Source organism: Streptomyces sp. NPDC088725 (genome assembly GCF_044751305.1).
GTDB lineage: Bacteria > Actinomycetota > Actinomycetes > Streptomycetales > Streptomycetaceae > Streptomyces.
The window spans coordinates 197625-218345 of the sequence record NZ_JBIVLO010000007.1 but is presented as its reverse complement, the minus strand read 5'-3'; the positions used below and the strand labels follow the sequence as shown (position 1 = coordinate 218345).

Below are 20721 nucleotides of genomic sequence, written 5' to 3'. Positions count from 1 at the left end.
CCGACCCCGAGTGCACTCTCCTGAGCCAAATGGGGGATGGTAGAGACAGTCAGGGCACCTCGAAGAAGAGGCACTACGTCGGTGAGGGATGACGTGAGCGAGAAACGCGACAACGACGCGGTAGTACTGCGGTACGGCGACGGCGAGTACACCTATCCGGTGATCAACAGCACCGTCGGCGACATGGGCTTCGACATCGGGAAGCTCCGAGCTCAGACCGGCCTGGTGACGCTGGACAGCGGGTACGGCAACACGGCCGCCTACAAGTCCGGGATCACCTACCTCGACGGCGAAGAGGGCATCCTCCGCTACCGCGGTTACCCCATCGAGCAGCTGGCCGAAGGGTCCAGCTTCGTCGAGGTGGCGTACCTGCTGATCAACGGTGAGCTTCCGACCGTCGACGAGCTGGCCTCGTTCAAGAACGAGATGACTCAGCACACGCTGCTGCACGAGGACGTCAAGCGGTTCTACGACGGCTTCCCGCGTGACGCGCACCCGATGGCGATGCTGTCGTCCGTGGTCAGCGCGCTGTCCACGTTCTACCAGGACAGCCACAACCCGTTCGACGAGAAGCAGCGCAACCTCTCCACGATCCGGCTGCTCGCCAAGCTGCCGACGATCGCGGCGTACGCGTACAAGAAGTCGATCGGCCACCCCTTCGTCTACCCGCGCAACGACCTCGGGTACGTGGAGAACTTCCTGCGGATGACCTTCTCGGTCCCCGCGCAGGAGTACGAGCCCGACCCCGTCGTGGTGTCCGCTCTCGACAAGCTGTTCATCCTGCACGCGGACCACGAGCAGAACTGCTCGACGTCCACCGTGCGCCTGGTCGGTTCCTCGCAGGCGAACATGTTCGCTTCGATCTCCGCCGGTATCAGCGCCCTCTGGGGCCCGCTGCACGGTGGTGCCAACCAGTCGGTGCTGGAGATGCTGGAAGGCATCCAGGCTTCCGGCGGCGACGTCGACTCCTTCATCCGCAAGGTGAAGAACAAGGAAGACGGCGTGAAGCTCATGGGCTTCGGGCACCGCGTCTACAAGAACTTCGACCCCCGGGCGAAGATCATCAAGGCCGCCGCGCACGACGTCCTCTCGGCCCTCGGCAAGTCCGACGAGCTGCTGGACATCGCGCTCAAGCTCGAAGAGCACGCGCTGGCCGACGACTACTTCGTGGAGCGCAAGCTCTACCCGAACGTCGACTTCTACACCGGCCTGATCTACCGCGCCATGGGCTTCCCGACCGAGATGTTCACCGTGCTCTTTGCGCTCGGCCGGCTGCCCGGCTGGATCGCGCAGTGGCACGAGATGATCAAGGAGCCCGGCTCCCGCATCGGCCGCCCCCGGCAGATCTACACCGGCGAGGTCCTGCGTGACTTCGTACCGGTCGAGGGCCGCTGAGCTCTCGGCCGAGGCTCGCTGGTCTTCACACGCGCAGTGCTCCGTACAGGATCAAGGTCCTGAGAAGCGGAAAAGCGCCCCGCCGCCAATCCCCCCACGGGTTGACGAACGGGGCGCTTTCCATTTCCCCGGAGCGGATTCCCCCCACGGGATCCGGGCCGGGCATCTGCTGTTGCCAGCAGAGGTCTTCGTGCGGTCTGACCGGGGTACGTACGCACGGGAGGGCCGCTCAAAGCTCCCCGATGCACGTGCCCCGGTCAATTCGCTTGTCTGAGATGTCCCCCAAGACATCCCGCGACATGCCGTCGAACGTCCCCCAAGACGTCCTCCTGCATCGTCCACTTAGACACACGCACTGTCCTAATGGTTACCCCTAAATCTATGTGATCTAGGTCTCTTTGTGAAGGACTTGTGCGTCATGTGAAGGAACGTAGGCGCAGAGAGTTTGTTACCACGAAAACAGAGGAGAACGCCATAGCGGCGCCTGCGATCATGGGGTTGAGCAATCCGGCCGCCGCGAGCGGCAGGGCCGCCACGTTGTAGCCGAAGGCCCAGAAAAGATTTCCCTTGATGATCGCGAGGGTGCGGCGGGCGAGGCGGATGGCGTCCGCGGCGGTGTTGAGGTCGCCGCTCACCAGCGTGAGATCGGCGGCCTCGATGGCGGCGTCGGTGCCGGTGCCCATGGCGAGGCCGAGGTCGGCCTGGGCGAGCGCTCCCGCGTCGTTGACGCCGTCTCCGACCATGGCGACCGTCCGGCCTTCCGCCTGGAGACGCCTGATGACGGCGATCTTGTCCTCGGGCATGACCTCGGCGATGACCTCATGGATCCCGACGGCGGCGGCGACGGACGCGGCGACGGCCTCGTTGTCGCCGGTGAGCAGGATCGGAGTGAGCCCGAGGGCCCGCAGCCGACCGATCGCCTCGGGGCTGCTGTCCTTCACCGCGTCGGCGACTTCCAGGACGCCCCGCATCCGCCCGTCCCAGGCCACGGAGACGGCTGTCCGGCCCCGCGGTGCCCCGGCGTCCGCGAGGGCCCCAGAGGGCCCGCTGAGGGCCTGTGCGCCCGTAGTGGCACCGCTCGTCACGTCGGCGCTCACGTTGGAGGTCCCGTGGGCGGTCGCGTTGGCGGCCACGTTGCCGGTCGCTTCGGCCGCAGTACCGGCAACCGGATCCTCGCCGCCTCCGGGGCCGGCGGCGGCCACGCCCGCGGCCAGGAGCAGCGGTGTCCGGCCGACGAGCACGGTGTGCCCGTCCACGACGCCCCGGACCCCGAGCCCGGGTACGTTCTCGAAGCTCTCCGGTACGGGAAGCGCGCCGACCCGCTCGGTGGCGCCCTCGGCGATGGCGCGGGCGACGGGGTGCTCGGAGGCGTGCTCCAGGGCGCCCGCGAGACGCAGCAGCTGCCGTTCGCCGGTCCCCTCGGCCGCACGTACGGCCTGGAGCGTCATCCGGCCCGTGGTGACCGTGCCCGTCTTGTCGAGGACGATCGTGTCGACGCGCCGGGTGGACTCCAGGACCCCGGGCCCCTTGATCAGAATGCCCAGCTGCGCGCCGCGCCCGGTGCCGACCATGAGGGCGGTGGGTGTGGCCAGCCCCAGGGCGCACGGGCAGGCGATGATCAGTACGGCGACGGCGGCCGTGAAGGCGGCGATCGGCACACCGGTCACCAACAGCCAGCCGAGCAGCGTCCCCACGGCGATGATCAGCACGGCCGGTACGAAGACCGCCGAGATCCGGTCGGCGAGGCGCTGCGCCTCGGCCTTGCCGTTCTGGGCGTCCTCCACCATGCGCGCCATGCGGGCGAGCTGGGTGTCCGAGCCGACGCGCGTGGCCTCCACGACGAGCCGGCCGGACGTGTTGAGCGTGGCGCCCGTGACCTGGTCGCCCGCGGTCACCTCCACCGGCACGGACTCGCCGGTGAGCATCGACGCGTCGACGGCGGAGGAGCCCTCGGTCACGGTGCCGTCCGTGGCGATCTTCTCCCCGGGGCGTACGACGAAGCGGTCCCCGGCGGCGAGTTGGCCGATCGGGATACGGGTCTCCGTACCGCCGCGCAGAACGGCCACGTCCTTGGCGCCGAGCTGGAGCAGCGCCCGCAGGGCGGTGCCCGCCTTCCGTTTCGCCCGCGCTTCCAGGTAGCGCCCGAGCAGGAGGAAGGTCACGACGCCGGCGGCGACTTCGAGGTAGATGGTCGAGGAGCCGCCCGTGCCCGGTGTGACGAAGTCGAAGCCGTGGCGCATTCCCGCCATGCCGGCGTCGCCGAAGAACAGCGCCCACAGGGACCAGCCGAAGGCGGCGAGTGTGCCGACGGAGACGAGCGTGTCCATCGTGGCGGCGCCGTGCCGGAGATTGGTCCAGGTGGCGCGGTGGAAGGGGAGTCCGCCCCAGATGACCACGGGCGCGGCGAGCGTCAGGGAGAGCCACTGCCAGTTATTGAACTGCCACGCGGGAACCATGGCCAGCAGCACCACGGGCGCCGCGAGTACGGCCGAGACGTACAGTCGCTGCCGCAGCGAGGCCAGTTCCGGATCGGGGGCTTGGTCGCCCGGTCGGCCCTCCTGGCCCTGTCCGGGGGTCTCCGAGCCGCCGGCCGGTGGTTCGGGGGCGGGCGGCGGCGGTTCTGTGGCGGTGTAGCCGGTCCGGGTCACGGTCTCGATCAGATCCGCGACCCGCACCCCCTCCGGGTACGAGACCTTCGCCTTCTCCGTCGCGTAGTTGACGGTGGCGCTGACCCCTTCCATGCGGTTGAGCTTCTTCTCGACCCGGGCGGCGCAGGAAGCGCACGTCATCCCGCCGATGGTCAGCTCCACCTGGGAGATCTCCATCGGCGGCACGTCGGTCGCCGGGTCGTCGGTCGCGGTGCTGCTGGTCATGTCTCGCTCCGGAGGGGGTGTCGATCGATCGGCAGCGTGTCGATCGTGCGGATTTCTCTCGGAGGGGTGGCGATCAGGCCTGCCCGACCAGCTCGTACCCCGCCTCGTCCACGGCGGCGCGTACGGCCGCGTCGTCCAGCGGAGCCGCGGAGACGACCGTCACCTGGCCGGTGCCGGCCACCGCGCGCACCGAGGTGACACCCGCGATCCCGGAGATCTCGCCGGAGACGGCGCCTTCGCAGTGGCCGCACGTCATACCGGTGACCTGGTAGACGGTGGTGGTCTGCGTGGACTGCGCGGTCTCGCTCTTCGTCTCTGCGGTCATGGCGGTCTCCTGTTCGGCGGTCTGTGAGCTTCACCGGAAACCTTACCCCTAGGGGGTATGAAAACGTAGCCCTGGGGGCCTCGCCCCCCGATCCGTGTGAACAGGGGCGGTTCGCGCGCGCAGGAGCATGCCGCGCGAACGGGAGTGGTCTGTGTGAATACGTGGAGGGGCGAGGCGAGGGGTCAGTTCCTGTTGCCTCTGTTGCCCGGCCGGTTGGCCACCCAGGTACGGACGGTGTCCGCGTACCAATAGGGCTTGCCGTTCTCCACGTGATCGGGCTGCGGAAGCAGTCCGTGTTTGCGATAGGAGCGGACGGTGTCCGGCTGCACCCTGATGTGTGCCGCGATCTCCTTGTAGGACCAGAGTCCTGTGTCCGTCATAAGTGGCGCACCTCCTCGCGCCCGCCGCAGCGTCGGCCCGTTGGCCGTCGGTGGAGCTGCGGCGGGATGCCGGCGATCGTTCAGCCCGTGCCCGTTGAACGACGCGGAGTGAGCAACTGGGTGCGCCTGTCGCTCCCTTGTGACGGAAAACCCGCGTAATGGAGATATGTGTAACGGAAAGGGAACTTCTGTCGCGGATGTGCCACGTGTGGCGCCACCGCGCCAGTTGTACGCGTCCCTATGACGACGTCGAGTTCCGGCGCCGCAGGTCGGGCGCCGCTGAGCAAGGCTCCGCGAGGTCGGGCGCCGCTGAGCAAGGCTCCGCGAGGTCAGGCCCCGCGAGGTCAGGCCCCGCGAGGTCAGGCCCCGCGAGGTCAGGCGCCGCAGAGGGCGGGCGCCGCAGCGGTCAGGCCCCGCAGCTCCGCAGGAAGCGACGCGTGCGTTCCGCGATCGGGAATGGCTTGTCGGGCGGACACGGATACATGTCCTGCTCCACGATGGCGAAAAGATCCACATCCAGCCGCCCCGCCGCCTCCAGGACGGGCCCCAGCGCCGGGATCCCGCCCGGCGGCTCGCACATCACGCCGCGCCCCACCGCGGGCCCGAACGGCACCTCTTCGGCGATGACCCCGGCCAGGATCTCCGGATCCACCTGCTTGAGGTGGAGGTAGCCGATCCGTTCCCCGTACGTCTCGATCAGCTTGACGCTGTCGCCGCCGCAATAGGCGTAATGGCCGGTGTCCAGGCACAGCGAGACCAGTTCGGGGTCGGTGGCGTCGAGGAAGCGGCTGACGTTCGCCTCGGTGTCCACATGTGTGTCGGCGTGCGGATGGACGACGATGCGCAGCCCGAACCTGTCCCGCACCTCGCGGCCCAGCCGCTCGGTCTGGCTGGTCAGATCGCGCCACTGGGCGGGCGTGAGCGTACGGTCCTCCAGCACCTCGCCCGTCTTGTCGTCGCGCCAGAACGACGGGATGACGACCAGTTGATCCGCCCCCATGGCCTGGGTGAGCGCGGCGATGCGGGCCACGTGCGCCCAGGTCTCCTCCCAGACGGCCGGTCCGTGATGCAGCCCGGTGAAGACCGTCCCGGCGGAGACCTTCAGCCCGCGCCTCGCGGTCTCCTCGCCCAGCACGGCCGGATCGGACGGGAGGTAGCCGTACGGGCCCAGCTCGATCCACTCGTATCCGGCCTCCGCCACCTCGTCGAGGAAGCGCCGCCAGGGGACCTGCTGCGGGTCGTCGGGGAACCAGACGCCCCAGGAATCAGGGGCCGACCCGACCCGGATGCGGTTCAGTGTGGGTACGGAAGAGGTCATACCGGTCAGCCTTCCGGCCGCGCGGAAACAGTGTCAAGGGGTTCGTCCGAATGTCAGGACAAAACATTGACAGGGTTCCGGCGGGAGCATTAGACCTGAGGTTGGCCGCGCGAGAAGCGAAGGGGACACGTATGCCTGAGCCGTACGACGTGATCACCATGGGCCGGATCGGCGTGGACCTCTATCCGCTGCGGACCGGCGTCCCGCTCGCGCAGGCCGACACGTTCGGCAAGTTCCTCGGCGGCTCGGCCACCAACGTGGCGGTGGCCTCCGCCAGGCTCGGCCACCGCACCGCGGTCATCACCCGTACGGGGCAGGACCCCTTCGGGGACTATCTGCACCAGGCGCTGCGCGCGTTCGAGGTGGACGACCGCTGGGTGACGGCCGTCGAGCGGTACCCCACGCCGGTCACCTTCTGCGAGGTCTTCCCGCCCGACAACTTCCCGCTGTACTTCTACCGCCGCCCCAAGGCCCCCGACCTGGAGATCCACCCGCACGAACTGGACCTGGACGCGATCAGGGCCGCGCGGATCTTCTGGATGACCGGCACGGGACTGTGCGCGGAGCCCAGCCGCTCGGCGACGCACGCGGCGCTGGAGGCGCGCGACCGCTCCGGTATCACGGTCTTCGACCTCGACTGGCGGCCGATGTTCTGGCCTGACGGCACGGACAGCAGCAAAGGCACGGACAGCCCGGACGCGCGTGAGGAGACGGACCCGCGCGAGCAGTACGCGCGAGCCCTGCGGCACGCGACCGTCGCCGTCGGCAATCTCGACGAATGCGAGGTCGCCGTCGGCGAGCGCGACCCCGACGCGGCGGCACGGGCGCTGCTCGCGGCCGGGGTCGAGCTGGCCGTCGTCAAACAGGGTCCCAAGGGCGTCCTCGCCGTCCACCGCGACGGCACCCGCGCCGAGGTGCCGCCCGTCCCCGTCGAGGTCGTCAACGGACTCGGCGCGGGGGACGCGTTCGGCGGCGCCCTCTGCCACGCCCTGCTCTCCGGCTGGGACCTGAAGCGCGCGATGCGGTACGCGAACGCGGCGGGGGCCATCGTCGCGGCGCGCCTGGCCTGCTCCTCCGCGATGCCGTACGACGGCGAGGTCGGCCAGGTGCTGGCGGGCGGGCCCGTCCCCGCACAGGACCCCGTCCCCGCACAGGACCCCGCCCCGGCGCACGACCAGGTCTCCGTGGCGGCCGAGAACGCGCCACCCGCCCCCGGAGCCGTCCGGTGAGCCGCGTCGACATCACCGAGCTGGTCCGGCTGCGTACGCGCCACCCCGAAGCCGTCGCAGAGGCGGCCGCCCGCCGCGCCCGCAGGCCGCTGCTGCGCCCCACCGGCCGGCTGATGATCATCGCGGCCGACCACCCGGCCCGCGGCTCGCTCGCCGTCGGCGACCGGCGCCTCGCCATGGCCAACCGCCTCGATCTGCTGGAACGGCTCTGCCTCGCCCTCTCGCGCCCCGGCGTGGACGGCGTACTGGCCACCGCCGACATCCTCGACGACCTCCTCCTGCTCGGCGCCCTCGAAGACCGCGTCGTCATGGGCTCGATGAACCGCGGCGGCCTCGCGGGCGCCACCTTCGAGATGGACGACCGCTTCACGGGCCACCGCCCCCAGGACCTGGCCAGGCTCGGGTTCGACGCGGGCAAGCTGCTGCTCCGTATCGACTACGAGGACCCCGGTTCGCTCGCCACCCTGCACTCCGCCGCCCGCGCCATCGACGCGATGGCCGAGCGCCGGCTCCCGGTGTTCGTGGAGCCGTTCATCTGCCACCGCGTCGGCGGACGGCTCGGCACCGACCTCAGCGCGGAGGCCGTGACACGTTCCATCGCCATAGCCTCGGGACTGGCCGGCACCTCCGCCTACACCTGGCTGAAAGTCCCCGTCACCCAGAACCCCGACGACATGGCGCGGGTCATGGAGGCCTCGACCCTCCCGGCCGTGCTGCTCGGCGGTGAGATCGGGGACGACCAGGAGGGGGCGTACGAGAAATGGCGCAAGGCGCTGCACCTGCCCACCGTGCAGGGGCTCGTGGTGGGGCGCTCGCTGCTGTACCCGGTCGACGGAGACGTGGCCGGGGCCGTGGACACCGCCGTAGGGCTGCTCTAGACCGCCGTAGGACTGCTCCAGACCGCGTAGGACTGCTCCAGGGGGTACGGAATCCTCATGACCACCGACCACGACACCAGTGACGGCACGAGCGCCCGGCGGTACGTCCCGGCGGGCAGCGCCGCGAACGGCCCGTACGCCCTCGACATCGATCCGGAACAGGCCGGCTGGACGCACAGCGCGCTGCGCGTGCTGGAGCTGCCGGCCGGTGGAAGTCATGTACTGGACACCGGGGACAGCGAGTGGATCGTGCTTCCGCTGAACGGCGGTTGCACGGTGCGGACGCAGGGTAATTTCTTTGAACTGCTGGGCAGGGAAAGCGTGTTCAGCGGAGTCACGGACTTCGCGTACCTCCCGCGCGACGTCCATGCCCAGATCGCCTCCGGCGCGGGGGGCCGCTTCGCCCTGGCAGGAGCGAAGTGCGAGCGACGACTCCCCGCTCGCTACGGTCCCGCGCCGGAGGTACCGGTCGAACTGCGCGGCGCGGGGGGCTGCTCGCGCCAGGTCAACAACTTCGCCGCCGCCGGGGTCTTCGACTGCGACCGGCTGATCGCGGTCGAGGTACTGACCCCGGGCGGCAACTGGTCCTCGTACCCGCCGCACAAACACGACGAGCACGAACCGGGCGTGGAAGCCGAGCTGGAGGAGATCTACTACTTCGAGATCGACGGCGGCGGCCTCGGCTACCACCGGGTCTCGCCGTCACGCCCCGGTGGTACGGACGTACTCGCGGAGGTCCGTACGGGTGACACGGTCCTGATCCCCGACGGCTGGCACGGCCCGTCCATCGCTGCGCCCGGCCGTGACATGTACTACCTCAATGTAATGGCGGGACCGGGGGAGACGCGGGAGTGGCTGATCCGGGACCACCCCGACCACGGCTGGATCAGGGACACCTGGCCCGGACAGTCCGTGGATCCCCGACTGCCGTTGTACGGAGCCGAGGAGGGCCCCCGATGAGCACGAGTACGGGTACCGGTACGGGTACGTCCACGCGGCGTCTTACCGTCGCTCAGGCGCTGATCACGTTCCTCTCCCGCCAGTACACCGAGCGGGACGGCCACAGGCAGCGTTTGATCAACGCCACGTGGGGCATCTTCGGCCACGGAAACGTGGCGGGCATCGGACAAGCCCTTGTCGAATCCGGTTCCGACATGAGGTACTTGCAGGGACGCAACGAACAGGCCATGGTGCATGCCGCCGTCGGCTACGCCCGCCAGAGCAACCGCCTCTCCACGCACGCCGTGACCAGCTCCATCGGCCCCGGCGCCACCAATCTCGTGACCGGCGCGGCTCTTGCCACCATCAACCGCCTGCCGGTGTTGCTGCTCCCCGGCGACATCTTTGCCACCCGCCCCGCCGACCCCGTCCTCCAACAGCTCGAAGTCCCTTCCGCGGGCGACGTCTCGGTCAACGACGCGCTGCGGCCGGTCTCCAGGTATTTCGACCGCGTCACGCGCCCCGAGGCGCTGATCCCCGCCGCGCTGGCCGCGATGCGGGTACTCAGCGATCCCGCGGAGACCGGGGCCGTCACGCTCGCGCTGCCCCAGGACGTACAGACGGAAGCGTTCGACTGGCCGGAGGAGTTCTTCGCCGAGCGCGTCTGGCGGATCCGCCGTCAGACGCCCGATCCGTACGAACTGGCCGAAGCGGTCAGGCTCGTACGCGAAGCCCGCCGCCCCCTGCTCGTCGCGGGCGGCGGTGTGCACCACAGCGCGGCCGAGGACGTGCTCGCCGCGTTCGCGGAGACGACGGGTATCCCGGTCGCCTCCACGCAGGCGGGCAAGGGCTCGCTGCCGCACGACCACCCCTGCGACGTCGGCGGCATCGGCCACACCGGCACCGCCACCGCCGACGAACTGGCCCGCACCGCCGACCTGGTGATCGGCGTCGGCACCCGCTGGTCGGACTTCTCCACCGCGTCGGCCACGCTGTTCACCCACCCGTCCGTCCACTTCCTGAACATCAACATCACCGGCTTCGACGCCCACAAGCTCGCCGCCGACCCGTTGGTCGCGGACGCCCGTACCGCCCTGGAAGGCCTGGCCGCGGGCGTCGGAGACCACCGCGTGGCAGCCGCGTACGCGACCGAGTACCGGGACGACAAGGAGCGTTGGGAAGACCGCGTGGAGGCCGCCTTCGGCACTGACGAGGAACTGCTCCACCCCACCCAGGCCCAGGTCCTCGGTGTACTCGACGCGCTCGTCACCGACGAGGACATCGTCATCAACGCGGCCGGATCGCTCCCCGGCGACCTGCACAAACTGTGGCGGACGCGCTCCCGCGACCAGTACCACGTCGAATACGGCTACTCGTGCATGGGCTACGAGATCCCCGCCGCGATCGGCGTCATGCTCGCGGCCCCGGGACGGCCGGTCTGGGCGCTGGTCGGTGACGGGACGTACCTCATGAACCCCACCGAAATCGTCACCGCCGTCCAGGAGCGGCTGCCGCTGAAGATCGTGCTCCTCCAGAACCACGGCTACGCCTCCATCGGCGGCCTCTCCGCGTCGGTCGGCTCGGAGGGCTTCGGCACCGCCTACCGTTTCCGGGCAGACGACGGCACGTACACCGGCGCCCCGCTCCCCGTCGACCTCGCGGCCAACGCGGCGTCCCTCGGAATGCGGGTGATCCGCGCCAAGACCTTCCGTGACCTCAAGGAAGCCTGCGCGCAGGCGCGTTCGGCCGAGGGGCCCACCTGCGTCTATGTGGAGACCGAAACGGCAGCCACAATGTCAGGCATCCCTCCGGCCCAGGCGTGGTGGGATGTGCCCGTGGCCGAGATCGCGACCCGCACGCCCGCGGTCAAGGCCCGTGAGGAGTACGAACGGCACGTCAGGGCCCGCCGACGTCATCTGTGAAGGAGCACGCATTGAAGACCGTCAACCACTGGATCGGTGGCAAGACCGTCGAAGGCGCTTCCGGCAACTGGGGCCCGGTCACCGACCCCGCCACCGGCGCCGTCACCACCCAGGTCGCGCTGGCCTCCCCGGACGAGGTCGAGGCGGCGGTCGCCGCCGCGAAGGCCGCGTACGCGACGTGGGGCACGTCGTCCCTCGCCCAGCGCACCGGCGTCCTCTTCCAGTACCGCGCGCTCCTCGACGCACACCGCGACGACCTCGCCGCGTTGATCACCGCCGAGCACGGCAAGGTGCACGCGGACGCGCTCGGCGAGGTCGCGCGCGGCCTGGAGATCGTCGAACTGGCCTGCGGAATCACCACGCAGCTCAAGGGCGAGCTGTCCACCGAGGTCTCCGGCCGGGTCGACGTCTCCTCGATCCGCCAGCCGCTGGGTGTGGTCGCGGGCATCACGCCGTTCAACTTCCCGGCGATGGTGCCGATGTGGATGTTCCCGCTGGCCGTGGCCTGCGGCAACACCTTCGTCCTGAAGCCGAGCGAGAAGGACCCCTCGGCCGCCAACCTGCTGGCCGAGCTGGCCTCTCAGGCGGGCCTGCCGGACGGCGTGCTGAACGTCGTGCACGGCGACAAGGTCGCCGTGGACTCGCTCCTCGCCCACCCGGACGTGGCCGCCGTCTCCTTCGTCGGCTCCACGCCGATCGCCCGCCACATCCACGCGACGGCCTCCGCCAACGGCAAGCGCGTCCAGGCGCTCGGCGGCGCCAAGAACCACATGCTGGTCCTCCCGGACGCCGACCTCGACGCGGCCGCGGACGCGGCGGTCTCCGCGGCGTACGGTTCCGCGGGCGAACGCTGCATGGCGATCTCCGCGGTGGTCGCGGTGGGCGCCATCGGTGACGAACTGGTCGCGAAGATCCGCGAACGCGCCGAGAAGATCACCATCGGCCCCGGCAACGATCCGACGTCCGAGATGGGCCCGCTCATCACCAGGGCCCACCGCGACAAGGTCGCCACGTACGTCACGGGCGCGGCCGCCCAGGGCGCCGACGTCGTCCTGGACGGCACCGGCCACACGGTCGAGGGCTTCGAGGACGGCCACTGGATCGGCCTTTCCCTCCTGGACAAGGTCTCCACCGACTCGGACGCCTACCGCGACGAGATCTTCGGCCCGGTACTGGTCGTCCTGCGCGCGGACACCTACGAACAGGGCGTGAACCTGATCAACGCCTCACCGTTCGGCAACGGCACCGCGATCTTCACCCGCGACGGCGGCGCGGCGCGGCGCTTCCAACTGGAGGTCCAGGCAGGCATGGTCGGGGTGAACGTGCCGATTCCGGTGCCGGTGGGATACCACTCCTTCGGCGGCTGGAAGGACTCCCTCTTCGGCGACCACCACATCTACGGCAACGACGGCGTGCACTTCTACACGAGGGGCAAGGTGGTAACCACCCGCTGGCCGGACCCGTCGGACACCCCGGCAGGCGTAGACCTGGGCTTCCCCCGGAACAACTGACGGCGCGTCGGGCCGTCCGTCATCCTGCTCGCGCGGTCAAGGCGCGCGGAGACAGACGGCCCGCGGGGGAGGGGGCCACGGCCCCTCCCCCTTCCGGCCACCTGAGCAACTGACGGCTGGCGCGTGGAGGGGTGGTGTCCATCCATGCAGTGGCGGACACCCTGCCGGACCCGCACTGAACAGCACACCCGTCACGCACAACACCCGGCCAACGCCAACACCCCGGCGATCACCGGAGCGACCGGCGGTCCGCGGGTGGAAGGGGGCCGTGGAGGGGTGGTGTCCAGAACGCAGAGCGTGACTTTGCGGCGTGGACACCACTGGCTCGGTGTCCACTGTGCCTGTACACGCCGTAAATCATGCAGTGGCGGGCACTTCCCCTGCGCGGAACCCGGCACCAAGCGCAACGCACGACACCTCAGCGGACGGCGGCCCGCACGCGACAACGCAACCGCAACGCGCAACAAACCCACGGAGCCCGCGCCGGACGGCGACCCCGCGCCGGACGGCGACCCCGCGCCGGACGGCGACCCGCATCAGGCGTTTAGGGTTCGAGCATGGAGAACCGAACCCCCTGGCCGCGCAAGCGATGGCTCGCGGCCGCGGCTGCCGGCGCCGTGCTTGTCGGCGCCGGTACCTGGACCGCCGTCGCCTCGGACGGCACGGCGACCGTGCGTCAGAAGGATCAGGTGCTCCAGATGCCGGGCGCCCGGATCGACACGTCGTACTTCACCGCCGGTCCCGACAACACCAAGCGCAGACCCGCCGTGCTGATCGGCCACGGCCTCGGCGGCAGCAAGGAAGACGCGCGGGCCCAGGCGCAGCAACTCGCGCGCGACGGCTACGCGGTGCTGACCTGGTCCGCGCGCGGCTTCGGGAAGTCGACCGGCAAGATCGGGCTCAACTCCCGTGACGCCGAGGTCAATGATGTGTCCCGGATGATCGACTGGCTGGCGAAACGCCCGGAGGTCCAGCTCGACAAGGCCGGCGACCCGCGCGTGGGCGTCACGGGCAGGTCGTACGGCGGGGCCATCTCGCTGCTGGCGGCCGGCTACGACAAGCGGGTCGACGCGATCGCCCCGCAGGTCACGTACTGGAACCTCGCCGACGCGTTGTACCCCAACGGCGTCTTCAAGAAGCTCTGGGCGGGGATCTTCTTCTCCACCGGTGGCTGCGCGAACTTCGAGAAGCAGCTGTGTGACATGTACCAGCGGGCCGCCGTCTCCGGCGTGCTGGACGCCAACGCCCGCCACCTGCTGGCGGAACGCAGCCCGTCGGCGGTCGGCGACCGCATCGATGTGCCCACTCTGATCGTGCAGGGGCAGAACGACTCGCTCTTCCCGCTCGGCCAGGCCGACGTCATGGCAAGGACGATCAGCGGCAACGGCGCGCCCGTTGACGTCGACTGGACGGCCGGCGGGCATGACGGCGGGGACCAGGAGACGGACCGGGTGCAGACCCGGATCTCGTCCTGGTTCGACCGCTATCTCAAGGAGGACAAGAGCGCGGACACCGGGCCCGCGTTCCGCGTCAGCCGGACCGGCGGTGTCGACTCGACCGACGGCCAGGCCCAGTTGCGGGGCGCGAGCAGCGACCGCTACCCGGGGCTGAGGAGCGGCGGTACGACGATTCCGCTCACGGGCGGCGAACAGACCTTCGGCAACCCGGCCGGCGGCACCCCGCCCGCCATCTCCGCCGTGCCCGGTGTCGGCGGCGGGCTTTCGCAGCTGTCGTCGGCCGGGCTCGGCCTCTCCGTGGACTTCCCGGGGCAGAACGCGCACTTCGATTCCGCTCCGTTCGACCGGGCGATGACCATCACGGGATCGCCGACCGTCCGGGTCAAGGTCACCTCCGACACCGATGACGCGGTGCTCTTCGGCAAGGTCTACGACGTGGGCCGCGACGGGAAGCAGATGGTGCTGCCCTCCCAACTCGTCTCGCCCGTGAGGGTGGAGAAAGCGCGGCAGGGCAAGACCGTCGAGCTGGCCATGCCGGCCATCGACCACCAGGTGCAGGCCGGACACCGCCTCCGGGTCGTGTTCGCGGCCACCGACCTCGCTCACGCCTCGCCGCTCGCGCCCGCGACCTACCGGGTCGCCCTGGACGGCCCCGGGGCGCTGACGGTGCCGACCGTGCCCGCGCTGACCACCGGCGCCACCACACTGCCCTGGTGGGTGTGGGGGCTGCCCGCCGTCGGCCTGCTGGTCGCCGCCGCACTGCTGCTCACCGCCCGCCGCCGGACGAGCGCACCCGCGCCGGATGCCGGGCTCGCGGACGTACCGCTGCAGATCACCGGGTTGTCGAAGCGGTACGCCAAGTCCGCCGACCGGTATGCCGTCCGTGATCTCTCCTTCCGGGTCGAGAAGGGACAGGTGCTCGGCCTGCTGGGGCCGAACGGCGCGGGCAAGACCACCACCCTGCGCATGCTGATGGGACTGATCACCCCCGATGCCGGTGAGATCCGGGTCTTCGGTCACGCCATCAGGCCGGGCGCGCCGGTCCTTTCGCGCGTCGGTTCGTTCGTGGAAGGCGCCGGCTTCCTCCCGCATCTGTCGGGCCGGGAAAATCTGGAGCTCTACTGGCAGGCCACCGGGCGCCCCGCCGAGGACTCCCAGATCGAGAACGCCCTGGAGATCGCCGGTCTGGGCGACGCGCTCGCCCGGGCCGTACGCACCTACTCGCAGGGCATGCGGCAGCGGCTCGCCATCGCACAGGCGATGCTCGGCATGCCGGATCTGCTGATCCTCGACGAGCCGACCAATGGCCTCGACCCGCCCCAGATCCGCGAGATGAGGGACGTGATGATCAGGTACGCGGCGGCAGGCAGGACTGTCATCGTCTCCAGTCACCTCCTTTCCGAGGTCGAACAGACGTGTACGCATCTGGTGGTCATGCACCGCGGCCAGCTCGTCCAGGCAGGACCGGTCACGGAGATCACCGGCTCGGGAGACAGCTTGCTCGTCACCACCGCCGAGCCCGTGCCCGAGCCGCTGGTCGAGAAGATCGGCGCACTGCCGGGTATCGGCTCGGCCGCCCGCGCGGAGGACGGACTGCTCGTCCGGCTCGACGGAGCCAGTGCCCACAGCCTGATCGCCGAGCTGATCCGGCTGGACGTGCCGGTGACAGGTGTCGGACCGCACCACCGCCTCGAGGACGCGTTCCTCACCCTCATCGCAGGAGGCTCCGCATGAGCGCGCTGATCGAATCGGCCCCCGGCTACCGGGCGCGGCACACCCTGCCGCTGCGGGTCGAGTTCGTACGTCAGTTGAAGCGCAGGCGGACGCTGGCCATGGGGCTTGTCCTGGCTGTCCTTCCCTTCGTGCTGATCGTGGCGTTCGCCGTCGGCGGTACGCCGGGCTCCAGGAGCGGCCGGGTGACCCTGATGGACACGGCGACCGCCTCCGCCGCCAACTTCGCCGCCACCTCCCTCTTCGTCTCGGCGGGCTTCCTGCTCGTGGTGCCGGTCGCGCTGTTCTGCGGCGATACCGTCGCGTCGGAGGCGAGCTGGTCCTCGCTGCGCTATCTGCTCGCCGCTCCCGTACCGCGCGGCCGGCTGCTGCTGAGCAAGCTGACGGTGGCGCTCGGGATGAGCGCGGCGGCGATGGCGCTGCTCCCGCTGGTCGCGCTGGCGGCGGGCACCGCGGCCTATGGCTGGGGGCCGCTGGAGCTGCCGACGGGAGGCTCGCTGGCCGCCGCGGACTCCCTGCCCCGGCTGGCCGTCGTGGTCGCGTTCATCTTCGTCTCCCAACTGGTCACCGCTGCGCTCGCCTTCTGGCTGTCCACCACGACGGACGCCCCACTGGGCGCCGTCGGCGGCGCGGTCGGGCTCACGATCATCGGCAATGTGCTGGATCAGGTGGAGGCGCTGGGAAACTGGCGCGATCTCCTGCCCGCGCACTGGCAGTTCGCCTGGGCGGACGCGCTTCAGCCGCAGTTGGAGTGGGGCGGCATGCTGAAGGGCTCCGCGGTCTCGGTGGCGTACGCCCTGGTCCTGTTCGCCCTGGCCTTCCGGGGCTTCTCGCGCAAGGACATCGTTTCCTAGTACCGGGAGGCGTACCAGGAACGCGAGGAGCAGCAGGACGCGTCTCACAAGGGGCACCGTCCGGACGGCCCACGACGCGGCCACGGCCCGGGACACCGCCTACACCCAGCCCCGACGAGCCGCTTCCGCGCCCGCCCGGAAGCGGCTCGTCGTGCCGAGAGCGGCGAGCAGGTCACCCACGCGGCGGCTGTACGTGCGGCTCGACATGCCCAGCCGGGTCGCTGCCGCGTCGTCGGTGAGCCCGGCCACCAGAGCCTCCAGCACCAGCCGTAAGTGCTCGGGAACGGCGCCGGGGGAGCGGACCGCCACCGTGGGAAGCTCCTCTCCGCTCTCCCACCAGGTCTCGTGCGTGCGGACCAGGGCCCGGACGACCACCGGGTCGCGGATCAGCAGCAGCCCGTTGTCATGCAACTGGAGATCGATCGGGACCGCCGCGACCAGGCGGTCCACGACGATCATTTTGAACGGGATGGCTTCCGTCTGTCTCGCGCGGTCGGTGAGCTGCCGCGGCAAGGGGCACGGGAGCCCGGCCAGCCCGTCCCTGGGCACGATCCGGCGGACGATGACTCCCGGATCGCCCGCCCCGGGCACGCTCGAGCCGGCGAATTCGAGAAACGACTCCGGAATGCCCTGACCCAGGCAGTCGCCCGGGTCGTCGAAGGTCAGAACCTCACTCTCGGCCGAATGGATCAGCGCAATCAGCGTGGCCGTCACCTGCTGTAGTCCGTGGATCGGCCGCCCCGGTGGATGGGCCGCGCCCAACCTGTCCCCGTCCTCCCACACCACCCCGCCTTCCCGCACCCCGAACCACGACTTCGGCAGTGCCGACCTGATGAGCACGGAACCTGACATGTCTGCCACGGCTGACCACCCCCGCCATCCCCTCGAAGCCGCTGCCACTCCATGTACGCACATGATTGCGTACCGTGACAAGTGCCAGTTCAGAGAGTGGCGCCTGTCCGCCAGTGGCTGCAAAAAGCAGGCGAAGCCAGGATGTTCGTACGACATGATGTGTGGCATGGCCACTCTGCTGCTTGCGCTCGCCGTGGTTTCCACCGGTCTGTACGCCGGCTTCATGCTGATCTTTCTGACCGGGGTCATGCCGGCGCTGGCGCGGCTGACGGACGAACAGTTCGTCGTGGTCATGCGCAGGATCAACGAGCACGTGCCGCGCGCGGTCTTCCTGGTGGTGTTCGGGGGTTGATACTGGTGCGCTCTCGTATTCAACTGTCGCTGGTCCCCGAGGAACCCAGCCCGCTGGTGACCTTGTGTGATCCCCAGGGGCGTATCGGCTCCAGGTTCTGCCGGTCTCGTTGCGGAGTCGGCTGGTGGTCTTGTCGTGGTGGCCGGGAGCGTCCGCGACGACGGGTGCGGGGAGTTCGAGGAGCTGCTGCCGGATGGCGGCGCCCCGGGCGGCGGCGATCGGAATTCTGGCCTTGTTCAGGAGCGCGGACGGGTGGTTTGAGCCGAGCGGCTGGCCGGTGCGGCGGTCGGGGAAGAGCCAGCGCGAGGCCGGGTTGGTGGCGGTGTTCATGTTGGCGCGGGTAGCGATGTGCTCCCGCAGCAGGGCGGCGACCGGTGCGGGAACGGGCGAGGGCGGCTCGCCGAGACGGAGTGGCACGGCGTCGCCGTCGTAGACGACGTCGTCCACGGTGAGCCGGACGACGCGGCTCAGAGGCTGCGCGTAGAGGAGAACGATGACGCCGGCGACGCGGAGTCGCATCGGTGTCTCCGCGTCGGTCAGCAGGCGCCCAAGGGCGGCGAGGCGTTCGTTCTCGCTCAGTGTGGGCCGGCGGGAAATCTTCATCGCGGGGACGGCCAGGGAACGTGGGCAATGACGGCCCTGTATGGCCCAGTTGAGGAAGCCTCTCAGGCGGGTGCGGGCGTGCTCGGGGTTCTCGGCGAACCAGGCGTCGATGTTGACCTGGCCGCATGACGAGAGGGTGGAGTTCCGCTCACCGAGCCAGTGCGGGAAGGCGGTCGCGTACTTGATCTGTTCGCTGGCGAAGCGGTGGATGCTGGGGGTGATGTGGTTCCGCTCGGCGCGGGCTCGCAGCCCGGGAAGGACGTGCCAGGTCGCGAAGAGCCTGATCGTCTTGGCGTGCTCGGGGTCAGGGATATCGGCCAGGTGGTCGGGAAGCCAGCGCTGGAAGGAACAGAGGTGCTTGTCGGCCGCGGGCAGGGCTCCGCAGGCCATGAGGAGTTCTTCCAGGTGGGAGGCTGTCCGCCAGGGCTGGAGTTCGTGGAACGCGTCGTGGGTGAGCGGGATCTCGCCGAGGCCGAGCCGGCGAAGCAGCTGCGAGGCGCTGCCCAGCTGTCTGCGGCGCATGTCCAGCCAGGCCAGGCCGCTTCCGGGGCAGGTGCCCCGTGTTCGGATGGCGCGGTGCGAGCAGGTCCGCAGTCGTATCCGTCCGGCCAGGTGCCGGCCTTGTGCCTGCGGCGGCCGCAGCGGCAGCACTCGGCCGTGAAGCAGCGTTCGTACTGTTCGTCGGTGGCGTAGGGGCGGGTCATGCGTCGGGCAGGATGCGGGCGGCGCGGGGGCGGAGGTTGGCGACGTTCGCGGGCGGGGTGGGCAGGTCGCCGGTGGCGGTCTTGCGGACGCCGGCGTTCTCGGCGGTGGTGGCCACCAGGTCGGCCGGGGTGCACGAGAGAATGTCGCAGAGCGCGGCCATGACCTGCAACGACAGGCGTTCCGGGGTGAACCGCCCCGGGTTCAGTAGAGGTCTCTGATTGTGGTGATGACCTGGGGTTTCGTGAGTTCGGTGTAGTAGTTGGTTTCGTATTCGACGGGCGGGATGTGTCCTATCTCACCGTGGAGTCGGCGATGGTTGTACCAGTCGATCCGCTCGGCGGTGGCCAGCTCGACCTGGGAGAGCGTCTTCCAGGGCCGCTGAGGCTTGATCAGCTCGGTTTTGAACAGGCCGATCGTGGACTCCATCAGGGCGTTGTCGTACGCGTCACCGACGGATCCGATGCTCGCCGCGATGCCGGCGGCGTCCAGGTGCTCGGCGAGGCGGAAGCTCGTGTACTGCGACCCGGCGTCCGAATGGTGTATCAATTCGCCTGGCTGAATGGGGTGTTGGTCGCGGTCGCGCTGCCAGATCGCCATCTCCAGGGCGTCCAGCACGAACACCGTCTCCTTCACCGCGGCCGCCGACCAGCCCACGATCCGGCGCGAGAAGGTGTCCACGACGAATGCGACGTAGACGACGCCGGCGAAGGTCTTCACGTGCGTGAAGTCGGCTACCCAGCAGCGGTTCGGGGCGCCGGCGACGAAGTCGCGGTCTTACATGGAATCGAGCCTCCATCTGCCCCGGGGCGGTTCAACCAGAAAGCCCCTGCCGAGATCGACACCCAGAGCACCGCCGCCGGGCTCACCCCCGGGCAGCGCAAGGGCGCCGACACGTGCATCAACCGCCGCACCGCGAAAGCCGAGTTCCTCGCCCACAGCACCACGCTCGACGTCGACCGGCCGATCACCACCGACGTCACCGAAGGCGCCTGCCGTCACCTCATCGACGACCGCCTCGCATCACCGATGCCTGATGGGACCTCACCCAAACCGAAGCCCTCCGCGAACTCCGCTCCCTGCACAGCAATGTCGACATCGGCGCGCACTGGACACTCCACCTCTAGCAGGGACGCCGACGCGCTACCAGGCCGAACATCAGAACAACTACACACTCAGCACTTAATCAACAAATCCTCTCGAAGGAACTACACAACTGAGCGCGTTTGACGCGAAGTTGATTACAAGCGGATAACATAAATCGAAATTTACCTTAACTTGGTCTGAACCACAGGTGAAACTTGCCATCCAGTCCGGGGCCATGCTCCCGGAGGGGGCAGCGAGGCCAATCGGACCCCGCGAACACCATCGCACCAGGAGTGATCCACGCGTCCGTCTCT

17 protein-coding genes and 1 pseudogene are annotated in these 20721 nt (G+C 69.6%); 11 read left to right on the top strand and 7 right to left on the bottom strand.

Annotation, left to right across the window (positions count from 1 at the left end; translation table 11 throughout):
• Window positions 1-81: 81 nt before the first annotated feature.
• Complete coding sequence (locus tag ACIP6N_RS19665; RefSeq protein WP_401817128.1) at window positions 82-1395, top strand: citrate synthase; 1314 nt, start codon at window positions 82-84, stop codon at window positions 1393-1395.
• Between the two features lie 416 nt (window positions 1396-1811).
• On the opposite strand, the gene ACIP6N_RS19660 is transcribed toward ACIP6N_RS19665, so the two are convergent.
• The 4 genes from ACIP6N_RS19660 to ACIP6N_RS19645 all read right to left on the bottom strand — a co-directional run bounded on the left by ACIP6N_RS19660 (window position 1812) and on the right by ACIP6N_RS19645 (window position 6291).
• Entirely contained in the window at window positions 1812-4268 is a 2457-nt protein-coding gene (locus ACIP6N_RS19660) for a heavy metal translocating P-type ATPase (protein WP_401817127.1), read from the bottom strand.
• A gap of 73 nt (window positions 4269-4341) precedes the next feature.
• Window positions 4342-4593 (bottom strand): heavy-metal-associated domain-containing protein, encoded by a 252-nt coding sequence (locus ACIP6N_RS19655; RefSeq protein ID WP_401817126.1) that lies wholly within the window; start codon window positions 4591-4593, stop codon window positions 4342-4344.
• A 182-nt stretch (window positions 4594-4775) separates the two neighbouring features.
• A complete protein-coding gene (locus tag ACIP6N_RS19650) occupies window positions 4776-4973 on the bottom strand; it encodes a helix-turn-helix transcriptional regulator (protein ID WP_401817125.1) in 198 nt (65 codons plus the stop codon).
• Window positions 4974-5379: 406 nt separating this feature from the next.
• Window positions 5380-6291, bottom strand: coding sequence for a sugar phosphate isomerase/epimerase family protein (locus ACIP6N_RS19645; protein WP_401817124.1), 912 nt, complete (start codon window positions 6289-6291; stop codon window positions 5380-5382).
• Between the two features lie 131 nt (window positions 6292-6422).
• Here ACIP6N_RS19645 and iolC point away from each other — a divergent pair, with 131 nt between their 5' ends.
• The 7 genes from iolC to ACIP6N_RS19610 all read left to right on the top strand — a co-directional run bounded on the left by iolC (window position 6423) and on the right by ACIP6N_RS19610 (window position 16812).
• Window positions 6423-7520 (top strand): 5-dehydro-2-deoxygluconokinase, encoded by a 1098-nt coding sequence (iolC, locus tag ACIP6N_RS19640; RefSeq protein WP_401817122.1) that lies wholly within the window; start codon window positions 6423-6425, stop codon window positions 7518-7520.
• On the top strand, window positions 7517-8398 hold the full coding sequence (locus tag ACIP6N_RS19635) for a deoxyribose-phosphate aldolase (RefSeq protein ID WP_401817120.1): 882 nt from the start codon (window positions 7517-7519) through the stop codon (window positions 8396-8398). The genes iolC and ACIP6N_RS19635 overlap by 4 nt, the downstream gene beginning before the upstream one ends.
• Window positions 8399-8455: 57 nt before the next feature.
• Window positions 8456-9358 (top strand): 5-deoxy-glucuronate isomerase, encoded by a 903-nt coding sequence (gene iolB, locus ACIP6N_RS19630; protein ID WP_401817119.1) that lies wholly within the window; start codon window positions 8456-8458, stop codon window positions 9356-9358.
• Window positions 9355-11259, top strand: a complete 1905-nt coding sequence (gene iolD, locus ACIP6N_RS19625; RefSeq protein WP_401817117.1) for a 3D-(3,5/4)-trihydroxycyclohexane-1,2-dione acylhydrolase (decyclizing) — start codon at window positions 9355-9357, stop codon at window positions 11257-11259. Before iolB ends, iolD begins: the two co-directional genes overlap by 4 nt.
• 11 nt (window positions 11260-11270) lie before the next feature.
• Complete coding sequence (locus ACIP6N_RS19620) at window positions 11271-12770, top strand: CoA-acylating methylmalonate-semialdehyde dehydrogenase (protein WP_401817116.1); 1500 nt, start codon at window positions 11271-11273, stop codon at window positions 12768-12770.
• Between the two features lie 557 nt (window positions 12771-13327).
• Window positions 13328-15961: an alpha/beta fold hydrolase gene (locus tag ACIP6N_RS19615; RefSeq protein ID WP_401817114.1), complete on the top strand. Its 2634-nt coding sequence runs from the start codon at window positions 13328-13330 to the stop codon at window positions 15959-15961.
• Entirely contained in the window at window positions 15958-16812 is an 855-nt protein-coding gene (locus ACIP6N_RS19610) for an ABC transporter permease (RefSeq protein ID WP_401817113.1), read from the top strand. Before ACIP6N_RS19615 ends, ACIP6N_RS19610 begins: the two co-directional genes overlap by 4 nt.
• A 99-nt stretch (window positions 16813-16911) precedes the next feature.
• Here the strand turns inward: ACIP6N_RS19610 and ACIP6N_RS19605 are convergent, their stop codons facing one another.
• Complete coding sequence (locus tag ACIP6N_RS19605; RefSeq protein WP_401817394.1) at window positions 16912-17526, bottom strand: DNA-binding response regulator; 615 nt, start codon at window positions 17524-17526, stop codon at window positions 16912-16914.
• Between the two features lie 304 nt (window positions 17527-17830).
• Between ACIP6N_RS19605 and ACIP6N_RS19600 the strand changes: the two are divergent.
• Window positions 17831-18013: pseudogene (locus ACIP6N_RS19600) on the top strand (DUF1772 domain-containing protein); the annotation flags it as partial.
• 351 nt (window positions 18014-18364) lie between these two features.
• Window positions 18365-18748, top strand: coding sequence for a hypothetical protein (locus ACIP6N_RS19595; RefSeq protein WP_401817111.1), 384 nt, complete (start codon window positions 18365-18367; stop codon window positions 18746-18748).
• A 571-nt stretch (window positions 18749-19319) separates the two neighbouring features.
• Here the strand turns inward: ACIP6N_RS19595 and ACIP6N_RS19590 are convergent.
• Together ACIP6N_RS19590 and ACIP6N_RS19585 are read right to left on the bottom strand one after the other, a co-directional pair.
• Window positions 19320-19499, bottom strand: coding sequence for a helix-turn-helix domain-containing protein (locus ACIP6N_RS19590; protein ID WP_401817393.1), 180 nt, complete (start codon window positions 19497-19499; stop codon window positions 19320-19322).
• A gap of 26 nt (window positions 19500-19525) precedes the next feature.
• Window positions 19526-20041: a DDE-type integrase/transposase/recombinase gene (locus ACIP6N_RS19585; protein ID WP_401817110.1), complete on the bottom strand. Its 516-nt coding sequence runs from the start codon at window positions 20039-20041 to the stop codon at window positions 19526-19528.
• On the opposite strand from ACIP6N_RS19585, the gene ACIP6N_RS19580 reads away from it, so the two are divergent.
• Window positions 20042-20551: a hypothetical protein gene (locus tag ACIP6N_RS19580; RefSeq protein WP_401817109.1), complete on the top strand. Its 510-nt coding sequence runs from the start codon at window positions 20042-20044 to the stop codon at window positions 20549-20551.
• Window positions 20552-20721 lie beyond the last annotated feature (170 nt).